At 69.0% G+C, this 19525-nt stretch carries 19 protein-coding genes; 3 read left to right on the forward strand and 16 right to left on the reverse strand.

Features of this window, described 5'->3' with window-relative positions; translation table 11 throughout:
• Positions 1-151 precede the first annotated feature (151 nt).
• From ACIOGX_RS30705 to ACIOGX_RS30715, 3 genes are all read left to right on the forward strand, one after another.
• Complete coding sequence (locus ACIOGX_RS30705; protein ID WP_383971384.1) at positions 152-1396, forward strand: sensor histidine kinase; 1245 nt, start codon at positions 152-154, stop codon at positions 1394-1396.
• Positions 1393-2043, forward strand: coding sequence for a response regulator (locus ACIOGX_RS30710; protein ID WP_401761064.1), 651 nt, complete (start codon positions 1393-1395; stop codon positions 2041-2043). The genes ACIOGX_RS30705 and ACIOGX_RS30710 overlap by 4 nt, the downstream gene beginning before the upstream one ends.
• Positions 2044-2187: 144 nt before the next feature.
• The gene (locus tag ACIOGX_RS30715) at positions 2188-4044 is read left to right on the forward strand and encodes a glycoside hydrolase family 18 chitinase (RefSeq protein WP_356512109.1); all 1857 of its coding nucleotides are present in this window, start codon (positions 2188-2190) and stop codon (positions 4042-4044) included.
• A 134-nt stretch (positions 4045-4178) separates the two neighbouring features.
• On the opposite strand, the gene ACIOGX_RS30720 is transcribed toward ACIOGX_RS30715, so the two are convergent.
• The 16 genes from ACIOGX_RS30720 to prfA all read right to left on the reverse strand — a co-directional run bounded on the left by ACIOGX_RS30720 (position 4179) and on the right by prfA (position 19512).
• Positions 4179-4625, reverse strand: coding sequence for a DUF2550 domain-containing protein (locus ACIOGX_RS30720; RefSeq protein ID WP_129771300.1), 447 nt, complete (start codon positions 4623-4625; stop codon positions 4179-4181).
• Positions 4626-4752: 127 nt separating this feature from the next.
• Positions 4753-5127, reverse strand: a complete 375-nt coding sequence (locus ACIOGX_RS30725) for a F0F1 ATP synthase subunit epsilon (RefSeq protein WP_129771299.1) — start codon at positions 5125-5127, stop codon at positions 4753-4755.
• A 121-nt stretch (positions 5128-5248) separates the two neighbouring features.
• Positions 5249-6691: a F0F1 ATP synthase subunit beta gene (atpD, locus tag ACIOGX_RS30730; protein WP_129771298.1), complete on the reverse strand. Its 1443-nt coding sequence runs from the start codon at positions 6689-6691 to the stop codon at positions 5249-5251.
• On the reverse strand, positions 6691-7608 hold the full coding sequence (locus ACIOGX_RS30735; RefSeq protein WP_356512112.1) for a F0F1 ATP synthase subunit gamma: 918 nt from the start codon (positions 7606-7608) through the stop codon (positions 6691-6693). Before ACIOGX_RS30735 ends, atpD begins: the two co-directional genes overlap by 1 nt.
• A gap of 20 nt (positions 7609-7628) precedes the next feature.
• Positions 7629-9224, reverse strand: a complete 1596-nt coding sequence (gene atpA, locus ACIOGX_RS30740) for a F0F1 ATP synthase subunit alpha (protein WP_401761061.1) — start codon at positions 9222-9224, stop codon at positions 7629-7631.
• 187 nt (positions 9225-9411) lie between these two features.
• A complete protein-coding gene (locus ACIOGX_RS30745) occupies positions 9412-10227 on the reverse strand; it encodes a F0F1 ATP synthase subunit delta (protein ID WP_129771295.1) in 816 nt (271 codons plus the stop codon).
• Complete coding sequence (locus ACIOGX_RS30750) at positions 10224-10781, reverse strand: F0F1 ATP synthase subunit B (protein WP_365911286.1); 558 nt, start codon at positions 10779-10781, stop codon at positions 10224-10226. Before ACIOGX_RS30750 ends, ACIOGX_RS30745 begins: the two co-directional genes overlap by 4 nt.
• 44 nt (positions 10782-10825) lie before the next feature.
• Positions 10826-11053 carry an ATP synthase F0 subunit C gene (atpE, locus tag ACIOGX_RS30755; protein ID WP_249953492.1) on the reverse strand — a complete coding sequence of 76 codons (228 nt, stop codon included), beginning with the start codon at positions 11051-11053 and terminating at the stop codon, positions 10826-10828.
• A gap of 75 nt (positions 11054-11128) precedes the next feature.
• Positions 11129-11965, reverse strand: a complete 837-nt coding sequence (atpB, locus tag ACIOGX_RS30760) for a F0F1 ATP synthase subunit A (RefSeq protein ID WP_401917966.1) — start codon at positions 11963-11965, stop codon at positions 11129-11131.
• A gap of 210 nt (positions 11966-12175) precedes the next feature.
• Entirely contained in the window at positions 12176-12613 is a 438-nt protein-coding gene (locus tag ACIOGX_RS30765) for a hypothetical protein (protein WP_401917886.1), read from the reverse strand.
• Positions 12614-12886: 273 nt separating this feature from the next.
• Entirely contained in the window at positions 12887-14239 is a 1353-nt protein-coding gene (locus ACIOGX_RS30770; protein WP_356512119.1) for an MraY family glycosyltransferase, read from the reverse strand.
• Between the two features lie 145 nt (positions 14240-14384).
• Positions 14385-15641, reverse strand: a complete 1257-nt coding sequence (gene glyA / locus ACIOGX_RS30775) for a serine hydroxymethyltransferase (RefSeq protein WP_356512120.1) — start codon at positions 15639-15641, stop codon at positions 14385-14387.
• 408 nt (positions 15642-16049) lie between these two features.
• On the reverse strand, positions 16050-16709 hold the full coding sequence (locus tag ACIOGX_RS30780) for a protein-tyrosine-phosphatase (RefSeq protein ID WP_401917889.1): 660 nt from the start codon (positions 16707-16709) through the stop codon (positions 16050-16052).
• A complete protein-coding gene (locus ACIOGX_RS30785; protein ID WP_356512124.1) occupies positions 16706-17353 on the reverse strand; it encodes an L-threonylcarbamoyladenylate synthase in 648 nt (215 codons plus the stop codon). Before ACIOGX_RS30785 ends, ACIOGX_RS30780 begins: the two co-directional genes overlap by 4 nt.
• Positions 17354-17496: 143 nt before the next feature.
• Positions 17497-18336, reverse strand: coding sequence for a peptide chain release factor N(5)-glutamine methyltransferase (gene prmC, locus ACIOGX_RS30790; protein WP_193564082.1), 840 nt, complete (start codon positions 18334-18336; stop codon positions 17497-17499).
• A gap of 96 nt (positions 18337-18432) precedes the next feature.
• Positions 18433-19512, reverse strand: coding sequence for a peptide chain release factor 1 (gene prfA / locus ACIOGX_RS30795; RefSeq protein ID WP_356512126.1), 1080 nt, complete (start codon positions 19510-19512; stop codon positions 18433-18435).
• Between the last annotated feature and the right edge of the window lie 13 nt (positions 19513-19525).

The raw sequence follows: 19525 nt of genomic DNA on the forward strand, positions 1-19525 counted from the left end.
GGCGCCTCTCCTTTCTGTCGGTTCCAGCCTCCCGTCGGCGGGGACACGACACGTCGTCGTCAGTGACGAACCGCGACTGCATCCTTCGATGTACCCGGCGCTCGCCCGGGATGGGGAGGACGGTGCCCGACGGGCCGTGTTGGATGGAGGGATGATCGCCTCTCCCCGGTCTGCCGCGTCCGTCCCCCCGCGCCGGCCCGGGTCCTCCCCCTCCCGCGGGCCGCACCGCGTCGATGTGCTGATCGCCCTCGCCGGTCTGGCCGGCGGCATCGCCCTGTGGGCCGTGGGGCTGCACACCCAGGGGGGCCGCCTGCTGCCCGGGGCCTGGGTGCTGCTGCCGCTGGCCGTCATGGCGGGAGTGGAGCTGCTGCGCAGGTCGGCGCCGCAGACCGCGCTGGTCGTCGGCACGCTCGCGCTGGTGGCCGATCAGTTCACGCGGGGCAGTCTGGCGACGGTGGTGATGTTCACGGATGTGATCTACGCGGCCGTGCTCTACGGGACACCGGCCTCCGCCCGCCGTATCCCCTGGACCGCCGGGCTGATCACGGTCGCGGTGACGATCGGGTCCGTGACCTGGCTGCGTACGCCCGAGGCGCTGCTGCTCGGAGTGGTCACCGCGCTGGTCGGCTTCTTCCCGGCCAGTACCGGTGTTCTCGTACGCAACCACCGGGACGCCGCCGAGTCGGCCAGGCTGCGGGCCGAACAGACGGCGCTGCTGGCCGAGATGGACCGGACCCAGGCGGTGGCGGCGGAGCGCGCGCGGATGGCCCGGGAGCTGCATGACATGGTCGCCAACCATCTCTCGGCGATCGCCATCCACTCGACGGCCGCACTCTCGCTGGACGACGAGCGCACGACCCGGGACGCGCTCGGTGTCATCCGGGAGAACAGCGTCGAGGGGCTGGCCGAGATGCGCCGGCTGATCGGGCTGCTGCGGGAGCGCGGCGACACCGGCACGGTCTCCGCGGCGCCGACACTGCGGGCGGTGGACACACTGCTGGAGCAGGCCCGTACGAACGGTGCCTCCAGCGGGCTGCGGTTCACTCTGGACGACCGGCGCGGCGAGGACGTCGCGCTGCCCGCGCCCATCGATCTGGCCGCGTACCGCATCATCCAGGAGTCGCTGACCAACGCCCTCAAGCACGCGGTCCCCGGGACGACCACCGTCGAGCTGGACGGATCGGAGCGCGCGCTGACGGTACGGATCCGCAGCCCGTTCGGTGACCGGCCGGGGCCGCGCGCACCGGGGTCGGGCGCCGGTCTGATCGGGATGCGCGAACGGGTCGAGCTGCTGGACGGAGAGTTCGAGGCGGGTCCCGTCACGGGCGCCGACGGGGGGAAGATCTGGCTGGTGAGGGCCGAACTGCCGGTCGTGGAAGGGCGGGAGAGAGCATGACGATCCGAGTGCTGGTCGCGGAGGACCAGTCGGCGGTACGCGCGGGGCTGGTGCTCATTCTGCGCAGCGCGCCGGACATCGAGGTCGTCGGGGAGGCGTCGGACGGCGAGGAGGCGGTCGCGCTGGCCCGGGAGCTGCGGCCCGATCTGGTGCTGATGGATGTGCAGATGCCACGGCTCGACGGGGTGTCGGCGACCGCGAAGGTGGTCGCGGAGCGGCTGGCCGATGTGCTGGTGCTGACCACCTTCGATCTGGACGAGTATGTCTTCGGGGCGCTGCGGGCCGGGGCCTCGGGCTTTCTGCTGAAGAACGCGGAGGCAGGTGAGCTGCTGGCGGCGGTCCGTACGGTGGCGCGCGGCGAGGGCCTGATCGCCCCGGCGGTCACCCGCAGGCTCATCGCCGAATTCGCTGCGCCGACCCCCGTACGCGCCGCCGATGCGCCCGGTCCGGAGATCCTGAACCCGCTCACGCGTCGCGAGCGCGAAGTGCTTTCGTGCCTCGGTGAGGGGCTGTCGAACGCCGAGATCGCGGGGCGTCTCACGATGGCCGAGGCGACCGTGAAAACCCATGTGAGCAGGCTGCTGGCCAAGTTGGGACTGCGCAGCCGGGTGCAGGCAGCCGTCCTCGCGCAGGAGCTGGGAATCTGACCGGCGACTCCCACCTTTGGTCTGGACCTATTGACGAGTGGTCCAGACCTTCCTACTCTCACCGCACACACTGCGGTGAGCCGTCGCAGGGTGAGCAGTGCACGGACCACCCCGTTTTGTCCTGTACTCATCTGAGGAGCACGCTTGAACTCCCAATCCGCCCTCCCGAGAGCCCGGTTCAGATCCAGAGCCGTCGCGGGTCTCACCGCGCTGCTGCTGCCTCTCGCCGCGCTCGTCGGGCTGGCCACCCCCGCGCAGGCCGCCACCTCGGCCACCGCCACGTACACCAAAGCCTCCGACTGGGGCTCGGGCTTCGAGGGCAAGTGGACGGTGAAGAACACCGGAACCACCAGCCTCAGCTCCTGGACCGTCGAGTGGGACTTCCCCGCCGGTACGGCGGTCACCTCCGGCTGGGACGCCGACATCACCGGAGCGGCCAACCACTGGACCGCCAAGAACAAGACCTGGAACGGCACGCTCGCCCCCGGGGCGACCGTCACCTTCGGCTTCAACGGCACCGGTACGGGCGCCCCGACCGGCTGCAAGCTCAATGGCGGCTCGTGCGACGGCGGCCCGAGCGTCCCGGGCGACAACCCGCCCTCGGCGCCCGGCACCCCGGCCGCGAGCGAGATCACCAACACCTCGGTCAAGCTGAGCTGGACCGCGGCCACCGACGACAAGGGCATCAAGAACTACGACGTCCTGCGGGACGGCGCGAAGGTCGCCACGGTCACCGGTACGACGTACACCAACACCGGTCTGACCGCGGGCACCGACTACTCGTACACCGTCCAGGCCCGTGACACGGCCGACCAGACGGGCCCGGTCAGCGGCGCCCGCGCGGTCCGCACCACCGGTGGCGACACGGGCCCCGGCCCGGGTCCCGGCAGCAAGGTCAAGCTCGGGTACTTCACCGAGTGGGGCGTCTACGGCCGGAACTACCACGTCAAGAACCTGGACACCTCCGGTTCCGCCGCCAAGATCACCCACATCAACTACGCCTTCGGCAATGTGACCGGCGGCAAGTGCACGGTCGGTGACTCCTACGCCGACTACGAGAAGGCGTACACCGCCGACCAGTCCGTCGACGGCGTCGCCGACACCTGGGACCAGCCGCTGCGCGGCAGCTTCAATCAGCTGCGCAAGCTCAAGGCCAAGTACCCGCACATCAAGGTCCTCTGGTCGTTCGGCGGCTGGACCTGGTCCGGCGGCTTCGGCCAGGCCGTGCAGAACCCGGCCGCCTTCGCGCAGTCCTGCTACGACCTGGTGGAGGACCCGCGCTGGGCCGATGTCTTCGACGGCATCGACCTGGACTGGGAGTACCCCAACGCCTGCGGTCTGACCTGTGACACCAGCGGCCCGGCGTCGTTCAAGAACATGATGCAGGCCATGCGCGCCAAGTTCGGCGCCAACAACCTGGTCACGGCGGCCACCACGGCGGACGCCTCGGCCGGCGGCAAGATCGACAAGGTCGACTACGCGGGCGCGGCCCAGTACATGGACTGGTTCAACGTCATGACGTACGACTTCTTCGGCGCCTTCGCCGCGCAGGGCCCGACGGCTCCGCACTCCCCGCTCACCTCGTACCCGGGCATCCCGCAGGCGGGCTTCAACTCCGCCGAGGCGATAGCCAAGTTCAAGGCGCAGGGCGTACCGGCCAACAAGCTGCTGCTCGGTATCGGCTTCTACGGGCGCGGCTGGACCGGCGTGACCCAGGCGACCCCGGGCGGCACCGCGACCGGCGCCGCTCCCGGTACGTACGAGCCCGGCATCGAGGACTACAAGGTCCTCAAGAACACCTGCCCGCCCACCGGCACCATCGCGGGCACCTCGTACGCCAAGTGCGGCAGCAACTGGTGGAGTTACGACACCCCGGCCACCATCACGTCCAAGATGGCCTGGGCGAATCAGCAGAGCCTGGGAGGCGCCTTCTTCTGGGACTTCACGGGTGACACCGCCAACGGCGAGCTGGTGACCGCGATCAACAGCGGTCTCGGATAGCCAGAACGGCACAGTGACCCGAACGGCACACTGAAGGGGGCGGCGCCCGAGCGCCGCCCCCTTTTTCACGTGCACCGAGGTCTTCACGTGCGGAGGTCTTCACGTCCGCTGAGGTCCCGCCAGGCCGCCGGGGCTCAGGCCACGTTCACCCGCTGCCCCGGGGGAGCCGCCTCCAGCCAGGCGAGGAAGCCGGTGAGGGCGTCATCACTCATCGCCAGCTCCAGCCGGACATCGCGGTGCGCGCAGCCCAGGATGACCGCGTCGGAGAGCAGTGCCAGCTCCTCCTCGCCCTCGGGCGCGCGGCGCGACAGCACCTCGATAGCGGAGCGTTCCAGCGTACGGCGCGGGCGCGGGGCATAGGAGAAGACCCGGAACCAGTTGATGCGGTCCCCGTTGTAGCGGGCGACGCCGTACACCCAGCCCTTGCCGGAGAGATCGGGCTCCGCCGGTACGTTCCAGCGCAGACTGCAGTCGAACGTCCCGCCGGAGCGCTGGATCAGCCGCCGGCGCAGACCGAAGACGAAGAGCCCCACCGCAACCAGTACGACGACCAGTCCGCAAATGAGCAGAGCGAGGACCATCAAACACCGACCTCCTCGCCTCATTCAGTACCGGAACAGGAACCGCAGCCGCATCGCCTCAGCCGCGACCCGGTCCGGAGGGATCCGGAACGAGCCGCGGCTGAGGATAAATCAGTGGTGGCAGCGCTCAGCGCACCGCCACCGCACGCAGTCGGACGTCGGCGCGCCGTTCGGCGGCGTCGTCGTCACCCGACTTCGCGCGTTCCAGCGCGCGCTCGGCGCGCTGGGTGTCGATCTCATCCGCCAGCTCGGCGATCTCCGCCAGCAGCGAAAGCTTGTTGTCGGCGAACGAGAGGAAACCGCCGTGCACAGCGGCCACGACCGTTTCGCCCTCACTCGTACGAATGGTCACCGGGCCCGACTCCAGCACACCGAGCAGCGGCTGGTGACCGGGCATGACGCCGATGTCGCCGGACGCGGTGCGCGCGACGACCAGGGTGGCCTCGCCGGACCAGATACTGCGGTCAGCGGCGACCAGCTCGACATGCAGCTCAGCAGCCAAGGGTGGCTCCTCGGGTCACCACCCGGCCGTATCGCCGGGTGTTGGCTTCAATTCTATGGGGTGTCGATAAGAGCGACGGAGGGGGGCGGGAGGTACCCGCCCCCCTCCATGCGCCGACGGGTCAGGAGACGCCGAGTTCCTTGGCCTTGGCCTTCAGGTCCTCGATGCCACCGCACATGAAGAACGCCTGCTCGGGGAAGTGGTCGTACTCCCCGTCACAGATCGCGTTGAACGCGGCGATCGACTCGTCGAGCGGCACGTCGGAACCGTCCAGGCCGGTGAACTGCTTGGCGGCGTGGGTGTTCTGCGACAGGAAGCGCTCGACGCGACGGGCACGGTGGACAACGAGCTTGTCCTCCTCGCCCAGCTCGTCGATACCGAGGATCGCGATGATGTCCTGGAGGTCCTTGTACTTCTGCAGGATTCCCTTGACGCGGCTGGCCGCGTCGTAGTGGGCCTGCGAGATGTAGCGCGGGTCCAGGATGCGGGACGTCGAGTCCAGCGGGTCCACCGCCGGGTAGATGCCCTTCTCCGAGATCGGACGCGACAGCACGGTCGTCGCGTCGAGGTGCGCGAAGGTCGTGGCGGGCGCCGGGTCGGTCAGGTCGTCCGCGGGGACGTAGATCGCCTGCATCGAGGTGATCGAGTGACCGCGGGTCGAGGTGATGCGCTCCTGGAGCACACCCATCTCGTCCGCCAGGGTCGGCTGGTAACCCACCGCGGACGGCATACGGCCGAGCAGCGTGGAGACCTCGGAACCGGCCTGGGTGAAGCGGAAGATGTTGTCGATGAAGAGCAGCACGTCCTGCTTCTGCACATCGCGGAAGTACTCCGCCATGGTCAGCGCGGAGAGCGCCACCCGCAGACGCGTGCCCGGCGGCTCGTCCATCTGGCCGAAGACCAGCGCGGTCTTGTCCAGCACGCCGGAGTCGGTCATCTCGTCGATGAGGTCGTTGCCCTCACGGGTGCGCTCACCGACACCGGCGAACACGGAAACACCGTCGTGCAGCTTGGCCACACGCATGATCATTTCCTGGATGAGGACGGTCTTGCCGACGCCCGCACCACCGAACAGACCGATCTTGCCGCCCTTGACGTACGGGGTCAGCAGGTCGACGACCTTCAGGCCGGTCTCGAACATCTCGGTCTTGGACTCGAGCTGGTCGAAGGCCGGGGCCTTGCGGTGGATCGGCCAGCGCTCCGTGATCTGGGACTCGGCCTCGGGCTCGTTCAGGATCTGACCGAGGGTGTTGAACACCTTGCCCTTGGTCACATCGCCGACCGGGACGGTGATGCCGTTGCCCGTGTCGGTCACCGGGGCCTGGCGCACCAGACCGTCGGTGGGCTGCATCGAGACCGCGCGGACCACACCGTCACCCAGGTGCTGGGCGACTTCGAGGGTCAGCGTCTTGAGCTTGCCCTCCTCGGCCGGGTCGGCGACCTCGACGTGCAGCGCGTTGTAGATGTCCGGCATCGCGTCGACGGGGAACTCCACGTCGACGACCGGGCCGATGACCCGGGCAACGCGGCCCGTGGCTGCGGCCGTCTCAACAGTGGTCGTCATTAATTTTCACTCCCCGCGGTCGCGTCGGCCAGGGCGCTCGCGCCACCGACGATCTCGCTGATTTCCTGGGTGATTTCGGCCTGGCGGGCCGCGTTGGCAAGCCGGGAGAGGCTCTTGATGAGGTCCCCGGCGTTGTCGGTCGCCGACTTCATCGCGCGGCGGGTGGCAGCGTGCTTGGAAGCGGCGGCCTGGAGCAGCGCGTTGTAGATACGGCTCTCGACGTAGCGCGGCAGCAGGGCGTCGAGGACGTCCTCCGCCGACGGCTCGAAGTCGAAGAGCGGAAGGATCTCGCCCTTCGTGCCCGACTCCTCGGCCGCCTTGTCCAGGCTGAGCGGCAGCAGCCGGTGCTGCACCGGCGTCTGCGTCAGCATCGACACGAACTCGGTGAAGACGATGTGGAGCTCGTCCACGCCGCCCTCGGCCGTGTCCTGCTGGACGGCCGCGATCAGCGGCGCCGCGACCTGCTTGGCGTCCGCGTACGTCGGGCTGTCGGTGAAGCCGCTCCACGAGTCCGTGACCTTGCGCTCACGGAAGCCGTAGTAGGCGACACCCTTGCGGCCGACGATGTACGTGTCGACCTCCTTGCCCTCACCGCGGAGCCGCTCGGTGAGCCGCTCCGCCGCCTTGATGGCGTTCGAGGAGTAGCCGCCGGCCAGACCGCGGTCGCTCGTGACGAGCAGGACCGCGGCGCGGGTCGGCGTCTCCGCCTCGGTGGTCAGGGGGTGCTTGGTCGTCGACCCCGTCGCGACCGCGGTGACCGCGCGGGTCAGCTCGGTCGCGTACGGGGTGGAGGCCGCCACCTGGCGCTGCGCCTTGACGATGCGCGAGGCGGCGATCATCTCCATCGCCTTGGTGATCTTCTTGGTCGCGGTGACGGATTTGATGCGACGCTTGTAGACCCGGAGCTGGGCTCCCATGAGTCAGGTCCCTTCCGTCGTCACTTGGAGACGTTGACGGCCGGCGCGTCGTCGCCGAGGAGCTTGCCGTCCGAGGTCTCGAACTGCCGCTTGAAGGCGGTGATGGCGTCCGCGATCGACTGGATCGTGTCGTCGGACATCTTGCCGCCCTCGGCGATGCTGGTCAGCAGGTCCTTGCGCTCACGGCGCAGGTACTCCAGCAGCTCGCTCTCGAAGCGGCGGATGTCGGCGACCGGTACGTCGTCCATCTTGCCGTTGGTGCCGGCCCAGACGGAGACGACCTGCTCCTCCACCGGGAACGGCGCGTACTGCGGCTGCTTCAGCAGCTCGACCATGCGCTTACCGCGCTCCAGGGACGCCTTGGAGGCCGCGTCCAGGTCGGAACCGAAGGACGCGAACGCCTCCAGCTCACGGTACTGGGCGAGGTCCACACGCAGTCGGCCGGAGACCTGCCGCATGGCCCTGTGCTGGGCGGAGCCACCGACTCGGGAGACCGAGATACCGACGTTCAGCGCGGGCCGCTGGCCGGCGTTGAACAGGTCGGACTCCAGGAAGCACTGGCCGTCGGTGATGGAGATGACGTTGGTCGGAATGAACGCCGACACGTCGTTGGCCTTCGTCTCGACGATCGGGAGACCCGTCATCGAACCGGCGCCCATGTCGTCGGAGAGCTTGGCGCAGCGCTCCAGCAGACGCGAGTGCAGGTAGAAGACGTCGCCCGGGTAGGCCTCACGGCCCGGCGGACGGCGCAGCAGCAGGGACACGGCGCGGTAGGCGTCGGCCTGCTTCGAGAGGTCGTCGAAGATGATCAGGACGTGCTTGCCCTGGTACATCCAGTGCTGGCCGATGGCCGAGCCGGTGTACGGCGCCAGGTACTTGAAGCCGGCCGGGTCGGACGCGGGGGCGGCGACGATCGTCGTGTACTCGAGGGCGCCCGCCTCCTCCAGCGCACCGCGGACGCCCGCGATGGTGGAGCCCTTCTGGCCGATGGCGACGTAGATGCAGCGGACCTGCTTGTTGGTGTCGCCCGAGCGCCAGTTGTCGCGCTGGTTGATGATCGTGTCGACGGCCAGAGCGGTCTTGCCGGTCTGCCGGTCGCCGATGATCAGCTGACGCTGGCCACGGCCGATCGGCACCATGGCGTCGACAGCCTTGTAGCCGGTCTGCATCGGCTCGTGGACCGACTTGCGGACCATGACGCCCGGGGCCTGCAGCTCCAGGGCGCGGCGGCCTTCGGTCTCGATCTCGCCGAGGCCGTCGATCGGGTTGCCGAGCGGGTCGACGACGCGACCCAGGTAGCCCTCGCCGACGGCGACGGAGAGGACCTCGCCGGTACGGGTGACCGACTGACCCTCCTCGATACCGCTGAACTCGCCGAGGATGATCGAACCGATCTCGCGTTCCTCGAGGTTGAGGGCGAGGCCGAGGGTGCCGTCCTCGAACTTCAGCAGTTCGTTCGCCATGGCCGAGGGCAGACCCTCGACCTTCGCGATGCCGTCACCGGCCACGCTGACCGTACCGACCTCCTCGCGCGAGGCCGCGTCCGGCTTGTACGACTGGACAAAGTTCTCCAGCGCGTCCCGGATCTCCTCCGGCCGGATCGTGAGCTCCGCCATCTGGGTTCCCTGCTCTCCTTGTTGGGCCCGAAGTTTCTTTGGGGGTCTGCGGGTCTGGGGGCGACCCCCAGGAATCTTCTGCAATCTCTGCACGGCCCAACCGGGCCGCTGGTGTTGCTCTGTTCTGTTGCCTGCGTCTGCCCGCGTCCGCTGTGTCCGCGTCCGCGGGCGGCTCCGCCGCTCGTGGTCAGCCCGCGAGCCGCCGTTCCGCCTCTTCGAGACGGTCCGCGACGGTGCCGTTGATGACCTCGTCGCCGACGCGCACCGAGATCCCGCCGAGGACCTCGGGGTCCACGTCCAGGTTCAGATGCATCGAGTGGCCGTACAGCCTGGCCAGAGCGGCGCCGAGACGCTGCTTCTGTCCGTCGCTGAGCGGAACGGCCGAGGTGACGACGGCGACCATCCGGTCCCGGCGCGCCGCGGCGAGCCGGGACAGGGTCTGGAGACCCGCTTCCAGGCTACGTCCCCGGGGCCGGGTCACGAGACGCACAACCAGACGCTCGGTGGCCGGGTTGGCCCGGCCGCCCAGCAGACCGGCGAGGAGCCCGGTCTTGGCGGTGGCCGTCGCCGACCTGTCGGTCAGCGCGGAGCGCAGTGCGGGACTGGACTCGACGATCCGGCCGAACCGGAACAGCTCGTCCTCCACGTCGTCCAGCGAACCGGTCTGCTGCGCGGCGGTCAGCTCGGCGGTCGCCGAGAGCTCCTCCACCGAGTCGACCAGGTCACGCGGCTGCGACCAGCGGGAACGGACCATGCCGGAGACCAGATCGGCGGCAGGACCGCCCACCTGGCCGCTCAGCAGCCGTCCGGCCAGCTCGGCCTTGGCCTCACCGGCCTGCGCCGGGTCGGTCAGGACCCGACGCAGCGAGACCTCACGGTCGAGCAGCGCGGTCACGGCGGCCAGCTCCTCGGCGAGCTTCGCCGCGTCGACCGACGTGCTGTCGGTCAGCGCGTCGAGACGCTCACGCGCGGCGGCCAGCGCCTCGCGGCTCGCTCCGTTCATCGCGTGGCCTCTGCCTTCGAAGCGCCGTCCTCGAGCTCGTCGAGGAAGCGGTCGATGGTGCGGCTCTGCCGGGCGTGGTCCTCGAGGGACTCCCCGACCAGCTTGCCGGCCAGTTCGGTGGCGAGCTTGCCCACGTCCTGACGCAGCGCGCTGGCCGCGGCCTTGCGGTCGGCCTCGATCTGGGCGTGACCGGCGGCGACGATCTCCTCACGCTGCCGCTGACCCTCCGCCCTCATCTCCTGGATGATCGCGGTGCCCTGCTCGGTCGCCTCCTGGCGGAGCCTGGCGGCCTCGTGCCGAGCCTCGGCGAGCTGCGCCTTGTACTGCTCAAGGACGCTCTCCGCCTCGGTCTTGGCGGCGTCGGCCTTCTCGATACCGCCCTCGATGGCCTCGCGACGCTCTTCCAGAACCTTGTTGATGTTCGGAAGGAGCTTCTTGGCAAGGAAGCCGAAGACGATGACGAAAGCGATCAGGCCGATGACGAGCTCGGGGACCGGGGGAATCAGCGGGTTCTGCGCTTCCTCCTCCGCCGCGAGCTGAACCAGAGGGTTCACATCAGTGCCTTTCGTCTAGGTAAAGCTGGCTGTCGCGGTTCGTCTTACGGGTAGACGAACGGCATGACCAGGCCGATAAGGGCCAGCGCCTCACAGAAGGCGAAGCCGAGGATCTGGTTGGTACGGATCAGACCGGCCGCCTCGGGCTGACGGGCGAGCGCCTGGGTTCCGTTACCGAAGATGATGCCGACGCCGACACCGGGACCGATGGCGGAAAGGCCATAACCGACGGAGCTGAGGGAGCCGGTGACAGCAGCAAGGGTCTGGGACATGCCAGTTCTTCCTTCTCTTTCACGGACCGGTGGGGGTTGGCCACCGGACGTCTTGGGGGTCTGGGGGGCGGGGACTCAGTGGTTCTCGGCCAGCGCGCCCTGGATGAAGTTGCACGTCAAGAGCACGAACACATACGCCTGGACGGCCTGGATGAAGAGCTCGAAGACCGTCATCACGAGGACCATCACGAACGAGACGCTCGCGTAGGCGATGCCGATGCCGTTGAGCAGGTACCAGCTCGCGATCGTGAAGAGCAGCAGCAGCGTGTGGCCCGCGAACATGTTCGCGAAGAGTCGCACCGCGTGGGTGAACGGCCGGACCAGCAGGGTCGAGAACAGCTCGATAGCCATCGAGAGCGGGAGGACCGGGCCGAGCGATTTGTCATAGCCGCTGAAGTTCTTGAAGGCGCCGACGAAGCCGTGCCTCTTGAACGTGAGCGACACCCAGAGCACGTAGACGATCAGAGCGAGACCCGCCGGGTAGGCGATGATCGACGTCACCGGGAACTGCGCGAGTGGGACGATCGACCAGATGTTCATCACCCAGACGAAGAAGAACAGCGAGACGACCAGAGGTACGTACTTCTCGCCTTCCTTCTTGCCGATGATCTCGTAGACGACGCCGCGGCGTACGAAGTCGTAGCCGGCCTCGGCCACCATCTGAAGCTTGCCCGGGACAACCTTCGGCTTACGGAAAGCGGCCCAGAAAAAGCCCACGATGATGATGGAGCCGAGAAGGGCCAGCAGCATCGTCTTGTTGAAGTACAAGTTGCTGTCCGCGTTGCCGAAGATCGGCTTGAACAGGAACGAGTGCAGGCCGGGTGCCGGGAAGCCACAGTCAGCGAAGATGTGGCAGTCGGTCTCGAAGGCGAGCACCTGCGTCGGGTCAGCACTCACCGCGGGCTCCTTCAGCATGGCGCATAGGTACGGCAACCTCGTTGTGTCGGCGCGGCGCGCAGCCGCGGTTCGGCACTGGACTGGTGTTACGGATGTGGGGACGGCGGTCGGGCGTTGAGCCTCGCGTGAGAACAGGCGTCAGCTCGGATGCCCGCGCCCGCAATGCCGCAGTTGGCACCGGACGATAGCAGGATCCCGAACGGGCACTTATCCCGGCCCTACCTCTCACGCCGACGATCCCGTCTTCTCGGCCTTACCGGCCGACGAGGACTCGGGGTCGACGTAGAGGATCTTGGCCTTCATGTGTGCGCGAGCCTGCGCGGCGACCCAGACGAGGGTCGTCACAACGAGCGTGAGAGCGAACGCCTTCGGATGGAACAACGTGGTGTCCTTGAAGGCGGCCACGAAGATCAGAACCAGCAACAGCTGGGCTGTGTAGAGCATCAGGCCCATCGCCTGGAACAACTGCGGCAACGACTTCGCCGTGCGCTGGAGAACCCAGAGCCCCATCCCCATGAAGAAGATGACCACCAGTGTGCCGACGGCGGCTCCCAGAGCTCCCTTGCCTCCCGCGACCACACCGCTGACCACAGCGGCGACAACGCCGACGGCAGCAGTGGGCACGGCGGTGTGAAGGAGGTTCCGGACGTCGTTGGACGGCATGGCGGCAGCTCCGCTGAATGGGTGGGGCAGATGGTGTCGTCATGGACGAGCGTAGGCCCGGTCCGAGAGAGGGTTTCTCGGGCCAACGGACCGTCGCACTACGGTCCTTCGGCTCTGTCGCCGGGTCTCGTGAACAGTATCACAAACTATTTGATGAGGTCTTTACCATGACGGTGTGCTGACTGTCACACATGAGAGTTACCCCGCGCGTGTGCGCGGGACAGCAGGCGTTGTGTCTGGTATTAGGCCCCGACGAGTGTAATGGCACCAGGCTCAGCGACTGGAATCGGCCTTACTTCTGTCGGAAAAACGCGAACGAGCGCCGAGGGCAGTCGCCCCGTTGACGCCGGCGGGAACACGCGTACGCTCCCCCGCCATCCCCTGCGCCCCCACCGGCTCGGGGACCGGCTCGGGAACGATCTCCTCATGCGATCCGTCCGGCCCGGCCGCCGCCCGCTTGCGGCGGCGGTAGCGCGGCGGTACGAAGGCCTGCGCCCAGAGCGGGGCCCGCGGCGTGAACCGCGGCAGCAGCAGAAGCACCAGGCCCACGGCGCTCAGGACGACGACGACCGGCAGGATCCACATCGACGCCGAGTGCACCGAGTACAGGACCACTCCGAACGCGATCAGCGCCGACCAGAAGTACATGATCAGGACGGACCTGCTGTGCGAGTGGCCGATCTCCAGCAGCCGGTGATGGAGATGGCCCCGGTCGGCGGCGAACGGCGACTGGCCGTTCCAGGCACGGCGTACGACGGCCAGCACCAGGTCAGCGAACGGGATCGCGATGATCGTCAGCGGCAGCAGCAGCGGGATGAAGACCGGCAGGGCCGCGTGCGTGGCCGCGCGCCCCGAGCCCTCGAAGACCTTCAGGACGTCCAGATCGACCTGGCCCGTCACGGAGATCGCGCCCGCCGAGAGCACCAGACCGATCAGCATCGATCCGGAGTCGCCCATGAAGATGCGCGCCGGATGCATGTTGTGCGGCAGGAAGCCCACGCACATGCCCATCAGGATGACGGCGAAGAGGGTGGCGGGGGCGGCGGCCTCGATGCCGTACCCGTACCAGAGCCGGTAGGTGTAGAGGAAGAAGGCGGTGGCGGCGATGCAGACCATGCCGGCCGCGAGCCCGTCGAGACCGTCCACGAAGTTGACCGCGTTGATGGTGATCACCACCAGCGCGACGGTGAGCAGCGTGCCCTGCCAGGAGGTCAGCGAGACCATGCCGATTCCGGGCACCGGGATCCACAGGATCGTCAGACCCTGCATGACCATCACACCCGCGGCGATCATCTGGGCGCCCAGCTTGATCAGGGCGTCGATCTCGAACTTGTCGTCGAGGACACCGATCAGCCAGATCAGCGCGGCACCGGAGAGCAGTGCACGCGGTTCGTTGGAGAGTTCGAAGACCCCGTTGAGGTTCTGCAGGTTGTCGGCGACGAGCAGTCCGGCGCAGAGGCCGAAGAACATGGCGATGCCGCCGAGCCTCGGCGTCGGTTCGCGGTGCACGTCGCGGGCGCGGATCTCCGGCATCGCTCCGGTCGCGATGGCGAACTTCCGCACCGGGCCGGTCAGCAGATAGGTCACCGCAGCCGTCACACAGAGCGTCAGCAGGTAATCACGCACGGGCTGCCCCACAGGAATCGCTGGCCATCTCAGCCCCACACACTAGCCCGCTCCGGATCCGCCGATGGAAACCGAGTCGCCTTATGAGCGAGGACAACGCACGGGACGAGATGGTTGCACGGCTTCCCGCCCCCGGATGTTTCATTCAGGAAAGGGTTGCATACGGCGGAAAACGCCCGGTCAGACTCCGCACTTCACCGCGGATCCCCCGCGTCTTCGCAACATCCTCACCCAGCGCCGCGGCGAAGAGGGCCGCGATCCGGCGCATTTCCGCCTCTCCCATGCCCTGCGTGGTCACGGCGGCGGTGCCCAGCCGGATGCCCCGCCCGTCCGCGTGGGGCAGCGCGCAGGTGTCCAGCACCACACCGGCGGCGGCCAGCCGACCGCGGGCCGCTCTGCCGTCCACTCCCAGGGGCGACGGGTCGGCGGTGATCAGATGCGTGTCGGTACCGCCCGTGGTGATGAGGAGACCCTCCGTGGCCAACGCCTCGGCCAGCGCACGTGCGTTGGCGACGACCCGGTGCGCGTACGCCGTGAACGCGGGCGCCGACGCCTCTCCGAAGGCGACCCCCTTGGCGGCGATGGTGTGCATCTGCGCGCCGCCCTGCGTGAACGGGAACACCGCCCGGTCGACGCGCTCCGCGTACTCCTCACCGCACAGGATCATTCCGCCGCGCGGCCCGCGCAGCACCTTGTGCGTCGTCGCGCACACGACATCGGCGTACGGCACGGGATTGGGCGCCGCTCCCCCGGCGACCAGCCCGATCGGATGGGCGGCGTCCGCGATCAGATACGCGCCGACGTCGTCGGCGATCTCACGGAACGTGGCGTAGTCGATATGGCGGGGATAGGAGATCGACCCGCAGACGATGGCCTTGGGCCGGTGCGTCCGCGCCAGCTGGTGCACCTGCGCGTAGTCGATGATCCCGCTCTCCGCGTCGACGCCGTACCCGACGAAGTCGAACCAGCGTCCGGAGAAGTTCACGGGCGCGCCATGGGTGAGATGGCCGCCGTACGGCAGCCCCATGGCCAGCACGGTGTCTCCCGGCCGCAGCAGGGCGGCGTACGTGGCGAGGACGGCGGAGGAGCCGGAGTGCGGCTGTACGTTGGCGTGCTCGGCCCCGAAGAGCGCCTTGGCCCGCGCGACGGCGATCCGCTCGGCGGCGTCGACCAGCTCACAGCCGCCGTGGTGGCGGGCGCCGGGATAGCCCTCGGCGTACTTGTTGGCGAGCGGGGAGCCGAGGGCGGCGAGGACGGCGGGTGAGGTGAAGTTCTCCGCGGCGATGAGCTGAAGGCTGTCCGCCTGCCGTCGCGCCTCCCCGAGGATCACCTCGGCCATCTCGGGGTCCTGCCGCCGCAGGACGTCCGGCGCTGTCGTTCGGGGGGCGGTGACGACGGCCATGGCGGGCTCCGGACCTCGGAGGGGGTGCGTGCCTTCCAATGTAGGCGGGCGGACCCTCTGATGCGCGACGGGTGACGCGGGTGCCCCGGGTACCGATCCGTTCCGGCCGCCCACAGACGGGTGACGCGCGGTGTCCCGGGTACCGGTCCGTTCCCGGTGCCCACGGACGGGTGACGCGCGGTGTCCCGGGTACCGATCCGTTCCCGGTGCCCACGGACGGGTGACGCGCGGTGCCCCGAGTGTCCCGGGTGCCCATACGTTCCGGCTACGCACGACCGCCGGCGAGTGAGCCGAAGGGGCGCGCCGACGTCGTAAGGGAGAGCGCGCGGAGGTTCGTGAGGAACGAGCGAATCGAGCACGGTCGACCGTCGACGTTGGCTCAAAGCGCCCCGGAGGCGAACCGAGCCCTCAAAGAAGAGGCGGCCGCGCCGGGACTCCCGTCAGTGCCGTCACGACCGGGTCCAGCGCCTGGTGGATCTCCTCGCCGATCGAGCGGAAGAACGTGATGGGCGCGCCGTACGGGTCGTAGACCTCGTCCGCCTCCGCCGTGGGCGCCAGCAGCCAGCCGCGGAGCGCCGCCGCCGCGCGGACCAGCGCGCGGGCGCGTTCGACGACCCCCTCGTCGAGGGGGTCCGGCAGCGTCGCCGGGTCTATGGCGCGCACCAGCCGGGTGAACTCCTTGAGCGTGAAGGTGCGCAGTCCCGCGGAGTGCCCCATGGAGATCACCTGGGCGCGGTGGTCGCGGGTCGCGGTGAGGACCAGGTCGGCGCGGATGACGTGTTCGTCGAGCAGTTCGCGGCCGACGAAACCGGAGGCGTCCGCGCCGAAGTCGGCCAGTACGGCTTCGGCGTTGGCCTCCATGGCGGCGCCCTCGTGCCCCCAGGTGCCCGCGCTCTCCACGATCAGGCCGCCGGTGAGCCGCTCGCCGAGGCGGACGGTCAGGGCATGCCTGTTCAGCCGCTCGGTGATGGGCGAGCGGCAGACGTTGCCGGTGCTGACGTGGAGGATGCGGAAGGTGTTGCCGGTGAATGCGGTCTCCGCTATGCCACGCCCCTCAGGGGCGGTCAATTGGCCACCTCAAGGTCGGGTACCACCTTGCGGAGCTCCTCCGCGTCGAGGGCGCCGGCCCGCAGCAGCACCGGGACCTTGCCGGTGACGTCGACGATCGAGGAGGGGACGTTGCCGGGTGTCGGGCCGCCGTCGAGATAGACGGAGACGGCGTCGCCGAGCATCTCCTGTGCGGCGTCGCAGTCCTCGGGAGCCGGGTGTCCCGTGAGGTTGGCGCTGGAGACGGCCATCGGGCCGACCTCGGTGAGCAGTTCGATGGCGACGGGGTGGAGCGGCATCCGGATGGCGACGGTGCCGCGGGTGTCGCCGAGGTCCCACTGGAGGGACGGCTGGTGCTTGGCGACGAGGGTGAGGGCGCCGGGCCAGAACGCGTCGACCAGTTCCCAGGCCTGCTCGGAGAAGTCGGTGACGAGGCCGTGCAGGGTGTTCGGGGAGCCGATCAGGACAGGGGTGGGCATATTGCGGCCGCGCCCCTTGGCCTCCAGCAGATCGACGACGGCCTCGGAGCTGAAGGCGTCCGCGCCGATCCCGTAGACGGTGTCGGTGGGCAGCACGACCAGTTCACCACGGCGGACGGCCGACGCGGCCTCGCGCAGACCCGTCGTACGGTCGGTCGCGTCGTTGCAGTCGTATCGCCGTGCCATTTAGCCGGCCCTCCTCTGGTGTGATGCCCGGTGGTGTGATGCCCGGTTCGCCGCCGGGACGGCCGCCCGTGCGGCGCCCGGTGTGGCTGTCCGTGCGGCGCTCGCGGCGGCTGTCCGTGCGGCGCCCGGTGTGGCCGGCGCTGTCACGGCATGGCCTTACGGGCTGTCGCGAAGCGCGGTCGCTTGTTCAGATCGGGGTGGTCGGCGGCGTCCGCCCAGCCGGATTCCTCGCTGAAGATCCACGGCACCTGACCGCCCTGGGTGTCCGCGTGTTCGACGACGACCAGGCCGCCGGGCCGCAGCAGCCGGTGCGCGGTGCGTTCGATGCCGCGGATCGTGTCGAGGCCGTCCTCGCCGGAGAAGAGGGCCATCTCCGGATCGTGGTCACGGGCCTCGGGGGCGACGTACTCCCACTCGGTCAGCGGGATGTACGGCGGGTTGGAGATGACCAGGTCGACCTGGCCGTCGAACTCGGGAAGGGCGCTCAGAGCGTCTCCCCGGTGGACGGTGACCCTGGACCCCTCCGCGTTCTTCCGCGTCCAGGTGAGGGCCTGCTCGGACAGTTCCACGGCGTGTACGCGCGAGCGCGGCACCTCCTGCGCCATGGCGAGCGCGATGGCGCCGGAGCCCGAGCACAGGTCGACGATCAGCGGCTCGACGACGTCCATGGCGCGTACGGCGTCTATCGCCCAGCCGACGACCGACTCGGTCTCCGGGCGCGGCACGAACACGCCGGGGCCCACCTGGAGTTCCAGATAGCGGAAGAAGGCGCGTCCGGTGATGTGCTGGAGGGGCTCGCGGGCCTCACGGCGGGCCACGGCCTCCCAGTAGCGTGCGTCGAAGTCCGGGTCCTTGACGTGGTGCAGCTCCCCCCGCTTGACGCCGTGCACGTACGCGGCGAGTTCCTCCGCGTCGAAGCGCGGCGAGGGGACGCCCGCGTCCGCCAGCCGCTGGGTGGCCTGCGCCACCTCGGCGAGCAGCAGGCTGCCGCGGCCGGCGGGCCCGCGACGGAGCCGCTGAGGGTCGCTGTGCCCACCGGGAAGTGGCTGCACGCTGGTTCCTCCGGACTGCGAGAGTGGTTACTGGGCGGCGGCGAGCTTCGCTGCGGAGTCGGCGTCGACACAGGCCTGGATGACCGCGTCCAGGTCTCCGTCGAGCACCTGGTCCAAGTTGTACGCCTTGAACCCGACGCGGTGGTCGGAGATCCGGTTTTCCGGGAAGTTGTACGTCCGGATCTTCTCGGACCTGTCGACCGTCCGCACCTGGCTGCGCCGGGCGTCCGCCGCGTTCTTCTCCGCCTCCTCCTGCGCGGCCGCGAGAAGCCGCGAGCGAAGGATACGCAGTGCCTGCTCCTTGTTCTGGAGCTGGCTCTTCTCGTTCTGGCAGGAGGCGACGACTCCGGTCGGCAGATGGGTGATGCGTACGGCGGAGTCGGTGGTGTTGACGGACTGGCCGCCGGGTCCCGAGGAGCGGTAGACGTCGATCCGCAGATCGTTCGCGTGGATCTCGACGTCGACCTCCTCGGCCTCGGGCGTGACGAGCACACCGGCGGCGGAGGTGTGGATACGGCCCTGCGACTCGGTGGACGGCACGCGCTGGACGCGGTGCACCCCGCCCTCGTACTTCAGCCGCGCCCAGACGCCCTGTCCCGGCTCGGTGGCGCCGTTGCCGCCCTTGGTCTTCACCGCGACCTGGACGTCCTTGTAGCCGCCCAGCTCGGATTCGGTGGCGTCGATGATCTCGGTCTTCCAGCCGACGCGCTCCGCGTACCGCAGGTACATGCGCAGCAGGTCGCCGGCGAAGAGCGCGGACTCGTCGCCGCCCGCGCCGGCCTTGACCTCGAGGATGACGTCCTTGTCGTCGCTGGGGTCGCGCGGTACGAGCAGCAGGCGGAGCTTCTCGGTCAGCTCGTCGCGCTGCTTCTCCAGTTCCTTGACCTCGGCGGCGAAATCGGGATCGTCGGCCACGAACTCGCGGGCGGTCACGATGTCCTCGCCGGTCTGCTTCCAGGAGCGGTAGGTGCCGATGATCGGGGTGAGTTCGGCGTAACGCTTGTTGAGCTTGCGCGCGTGTCCCTGGTCCGCGTGGACCGACGGGTCGGCGAGCTTCTTCTCCAGATCGGCGTGCTCGCCGATCAGTTCCTCGACCGCCTCGAACATCGGGGGCTCCTGG

It is taken from the genome of Streptomyces sp. NPDC088147, assembly GCF_044741565.1.
Classification (GTDB): Bacteria; Actinomycetota; Actinomycetes; order Streptomycetales; family Streptomycetaceae; genus Streptomyces.